This window comes from Streptococcus vestibularis ATCC 49124 (assembly GCF_000188295.1).
GTDB lineage: Bacteria > Bacillota > Bacilli > Lactobacillales > Streptococcaceae > Streptococcus > Streptococcus vestibularis.
On record NZ_GL831112.1, the window covers coordinates 1093044 to 1098091 of the forward strand.

At 36.6% G+C, this 5048-nt stretch carries 4 protein-coding genes; 1 reads left to right on the forward strand and 3 read right to left on the reverse strand.

Annotation, left to right across the window (positions count from 1 at the left end):
* Window positions 1–169 precede the first annotated feature (169 nt).
* Together HMPREF9425_RS05360 and HMPREF9425_RS05365 are read right to left on the reverse strand one after the other, a co-directional pair.
* Window positions 170–568, reverse strand: coding sequence for a hypothetical protein (locus HMPREF9425_RS05360; RefSeq protein ID WP_003093792.1), 399 nt, complete (start codon window positions 566–568; stop codon window positions 170–172).
* A 220-nt stretch (window positions 569–788) separates the two neighbouring features.
* On the reverse strand, window positions 789–2333 hold the full coding sequence (locus tag HMPREF9425_RS05365) for a metal ABC transporter solute-binding protein, Zn/Mn family (protein ID WP_003097361.1): 1545 nt from the start codon (window positions 2331–2333) through the stop codon (window positions 789–791).
* 156 nt (window positions 2334–2489) lie between these two features.
* On the opposite strand from HMPREF9425_RS05365, the gene HMPREF9425_RS05370 reads away from it, so the two are divergent.
* Window positions 2490–3311, forward strand: coding sequence for a PrsW family glutamic-type intramembrane protease (locus tag HMPREF9425_RS05370; RefSeq protein ID WP_003097362.1), 822 nt, complete (start codon window positions 2490–2492; stop codon window positions 3309–3311).
* A gap of 279 nt (window positions 3312–3590) precedes the next feature.
* On the opposite strand, the gene HMPREF9425_RS05375 is transcribed toward HMPREF9425_RS05370, so the two are convergent.
* On the reverse strand, window positions 3591–4793 hold the full coding sequence (locus HMPREF9425_RS05375) for an IS110 family RNA-guided transposase (RefSeq protein WP_037621502.1): 1203 nt from the start codon (window positions 4791–4793) through the stop codon (window positions 3591–3593).
* Window positions 4794–5048: the final 255 nt, after the last annotated feature.

A 5048-nucleotide genomic window follows, 5' to 3' on the forward strand; every position in this document is an offset into this window, starting at 1 on the left:
CATGCCCATTTATGAATCAAAAAGGATTAAAAATAAGACAGTAACTTCGGAATAGCTACTGTCTTATCCCTTTTTTTACTTAAAGCCTTGATAGACTTGACAAATGGTAGAAAAGATCCTATTTAAAACATAAACTAAATTTCTTGACATATCAAAAGCCGTTAGCAATCTAACGGCAATTTTTTATATCTGAGATAACGTATTCAAGACGGCTATAAAGACCAAGCAATAAGTCATAACTTCGATTTTCGTTCTCTTTCAAAACAGTGTAGACTGTTGTACCGTAACTAAATTCAAAGAAGTCATCTAATTCCTTAAGCCAGTCATCAATAACCCCTAAATTTTGATCGATAATAGCAAATAAACTTGGTTGATACCAGATTGTACCTTCGATATAAAGGTTTTTATCAGATAATTTAGATAGAGATACTTTTAAATCAGCAAGCTCACGTTTAGCAAGATTGGGATCAATCTTGAGATCAAAAAGCAAGCGTGCATCACGATTAAGAATATTGAGTTCTGCTTGAAGCAGTTGAATATAGTGTATCGCTACTAAATACTGGTTCATAGGTCTCTCCTGATTATCTGAAAATCATAATATCATTGTACCACTAAAAGGTGAAAAAAAGTAGTAATTATTTAATAATTTTACATGATTTTCTTAGAAATACTTTTTACATTGAAAGTCTTATTTTAAAATAATTACACTAGTCATTTTTCTAATATCTTAAGAAATAAATGGCTTTTTTAAAAAATAAAAATCACTCAAAATGAGTGATTTAATAACCTTAGTGACTGACCATTTCTTGTGCAATTTCAAATCCGCTAAGTTTTCCAGGGTAGTAAGTTGGCCAGTTGTCCATTTCTTTTAGAATTTCTTCTTGACTACTATTACCAAAGAAAATATGAAAATGTGCTGCGCTTGTTGGATCTATTTGATGATCAGAAAATTGGACATACTGGTAAGGATTATCTGCTGCTTGACTGTCAGTTGCTGTGAAGAGATAACGGACACCTTTTTTACCAGAAGCATAAGTCAAAATCTTATAACCATCATAACGATAAGTGTGTGTCACGCTACTTCCATCATTCTTTGTGAAAGTCATGGTCATCTTTTTACCATCAATAGCAATTTTAGAAACATCTGTTTGATAGCCCTTAGTGTAGTACTCTTTGTATTCTTGTGCGGTTTTATCCTTATTCAGTAGAGATTTGTATTCAAATACTTGATCTAAAGTACCATCTTGGAGGTAAGGATAGACCGATTGCCACTTACCAGACCAATCAGAAAGTTCTCTATCTTTAACATCTTTGTCATCAAAGTAACCGTTTTGTACTGTTTTCTTGTCATCAATTCCTGTTTCAGGTTGAATAGCTTTACCTTCAACATCTGTTGTTAAACGAAGATTCTTTAGGTTCTCAGTCATAACACTGACATAATCTTCACCTTTTTTCAACTGTTCCTTAGTTAGTGATTCAATTGGATTTAAAACTGCTGTCTTAACTCCTACTTCATTAGCTAAGGTTTTGGCAACGCTACTTGAAGCATTTTCCTCAAAGTAGATATAGTTAATGTCATATTCTTTGACATACTTAGAAAGGCTAGCAATACGTTTTGCAGATGGATCAGATTCAGCTGAAACACCTGAAATTGGCACTTGGGTCAAACCGTAATCTAAAGCAAGGTAGGCAAAGGCTGCGTGCTGTGTAACAAAACTCTTCTGTTTTGTATGACTCAATGCTTCCGTATACTCCTTATCCAAAGCTTGTAATTTTTTTAGATATTTTTCTGCGTTGGTCGTAAATACCGCTTTTTTATCTGGATGTTGAGCAATCAAACCATCTCTAATAGTTTTCACTAATTTTTGAGAACGTTTTGGTGAGAGCCAAACATGGGGATCGTACTCATGGTGATGTTCTTCACCACCGTGATCATGATCTTCTTCCTCTGTACCAGGCAAAAGAACCATTCCTTTACTTGCCTCGATAACCTTAGTATTTTTGGTATTAATGGTTTTCTCAATCTTGGGAACCCATGTTTCCATATTCTCATTTAAGTAGACAAAAGTGTCCGCTTTCTCAATATCAGCAACATTCTTAGTAGAAGGCTGAAAATCATGGGCCTCACTACCTGCAGGGATAAGATAAGACACCTCTCCCTCATCTCCAACAATCTGCTTGGTGAATTCATAAACAGGGTAGAAGCTCGTTACAACCTTCAAATCACCATTCCCCTTTGAATCGTGTTGACTAGTCGTATAATAAATACCTGCACTAGCAGCTAGAACAACAGCTGCCAATCCTGCTATGCCAAAAATGCGTTTCTTTTTCATGATATTCCTTTCAAAATACTTAACCGGTTAATAGTTTACTGGTTAAGTATATCACATTAATTTTATTTTGCAAGTCCCTAAATAAAAAAATGAAATATTTCAAAGAGAAAGAATAATTTGATATACTGGAAGTATCATTTTGAAAGTAGGTTATACATGGTTCGAAAACTAACTCTATATCTTTTTCTATTTTTGTCAGCCATCGGCCTGACCTATGATACACAATCATATACTTCTGGAGCTTTGTCTGGCTCTGCTTATGGAATTATCGGGCTATCAACTCTCATTGCTCTCTGCTACATCATTCCAGCAATATTTCTGATTCAGTTCTTAGGCAAGAAATGGCAGGTGAAACCACTTGTTCTCGTATTTGCTCTAATTGGCGGACTCTTTATTACAGGTTGGTTGGCAGGTTATGCTAATACTTTTTCCCATGAATGGGTGACTGCCCATCTTTCTTCAAAGAATTTCTTCTACCGCTTTGAGGATGCTATAATGGCCCCACTGATTGAGGAACCTCTCAAACTAGCAGCATTTATCTTTGCTGTCTATATGATTCCTACAAAAAGTTACAAAGGACTCTTACTCGTTGCTATTACAGCGGGTCTTGGTTTTCAGATTAGTGAGGATTTTTCATATATCCTTTCAGATTTGCCTGATGGTTTTTCTTATACGATTTCGGGAATTCTTGGTCGCAGTATTGGGGCAATATCGTCCCACTGGCTTTACACATCCTTCCTTGCTATGGGGCTTGTCTTGATATGGCGTTCACATCAAAAACTCATTCATCAAAAATATCGTCTTATTGGTATATTCTATGCCTGTGGTGCCTTTGCCTCACACTTTGCTTGGAACTCACCTCTTCGAACTTTAGAGAGTGATTTACCATGGGCGTCAGGACTTCTCATTTCACTCAATCTTTTCTTCTTTATTTCGCTTTATCAGCTCCTCTCAAAACTGGATAAAGAAAACAAATAATGTTTATACTACGAAAAAAGCCTTTTTGTACTGACCCCAAAAAGTTAGACAATTAATTTATCCGAAGGATTTAGTTCTGTATTGCGCAGGACTAAGTCCTTTTCTACCATTTGTCAAGCATGTCAAGGCATTTGATGAAAAATAGTTTGAATTCCATAGTCAAACTAAGGAATTTGTCTATTTTTGAACTAAGGTTCAGTGTAAAAAGTGTACGCAAAAACAACGCCTTATCTAGTGATTTTTTTGATAAGGTGTTACAATCATATGGCATAAACAATTTTACCGATTTTGGGTAGAAGTATAATCGTAAAGTTTGTTATGCGTTATGAGGTAATACATTGTTCTAATGAGACGATGTATAGAGGCAATCGTGTGTGGTTTGGTTGAAGTCACTTGCGATTGTCTTTTTCGTTTCTCATAAAAGTCAGCGATATGGCAAGCATTGGTATGACTAGCTGAAGCGATGTTTTGAATGCACTTGAACAAGATTTTTCTGGCATAGGGATTACCTCGTTTAGTGATGTGTTCCTTGGCGAGAAAGTTCCCAGATTCATAGTGTCTCAGATCAATGCCGATAAAAGCATTGATTTGATTGGCAGAGTGAAATCGACGAATGTCACCAAGTTCACCAATAATGCTTGTCGCTGTGGTTTCAGCTATTCCAGGAATAGAGAGAAGAATCTCGTATTCTGGCAAAGGTTGAGCCAATGTTATCATCTCCTCTAAAACACTTTGTCTATATTCAGAAAGCCTAAGTAACTCCCCTGCATAGTATTTGACCTCTTCCATCATTGGAGAGGTTTTCTTGACCGCACAATAAGAATGATTAGCTAGTTTTGTAAGCTTATCTACTAAGTAAGTCACACGTTTTTCAGAGATGCGTTTTGATGTAGACTGACGGATGATAGCTCTTAATGCGGCGTCATCTAACTCCAGTACAAAACTATTACATGGAAAAGCCATGACCAAGTTCCAATATTGTTTCCCAGTTGGTGACGACAAGATGTTTTCCAATTCAGGAAAAGTGACCTGTAAAACCTTGTGCAGGCGGTTTTTAGAGCAGACAATATCCTCAGTAAGATTCTGATAGAAACGGCTGAGGTCGCGTAATTCTTGATAAAGCGCTTCTTGGACATAGCTTGGTTTACGATTGAGGATGAACTGAGACGTAGCTAGTTTTTCAGCGTCAATCTTATCGGTTTTACGCACTCGCAAGCTATCTAATTGTTTCTTGGATTCTAAGGGATTGAGCCGTATATAAGCGTAACTATTATCCTCAAAGAAGGCCTGAAGACGACGAGAATAGACACCAGTCGCCTCAAATACAATCTCTGGTTGGTAAACAGTTCTCAAATCCCCAAGTAGTCGATTAAATCCGATGGCATCATTGGGTATGGTATAGCCATGTATTTTCTCTCCATTGACCAAGATGGCCACTTCTGAACTTGCTTTACTCACGTCAATCCCAAAAATTACTCGCATGATATTACCTCTTTGTCTTGAATGATTCCTTGCTTTAGTGATGTCATTTTCAATACTCGACGTTTTTCGTCCCACATACTTTGATAACATTCTTACTAAAACAGGTGTCTTGCCAGTTTTAGTTACGACGTCTAGCGCCAAAGGACTCATCGACTTAACAAGACACCTCTACTTTAACATAACGAAAAAAGTAGTGAGTACTTTCTCCCGTCGGAGATTTCCTCACTACTAATCTTAGTATGTTTTAGTTTTGTC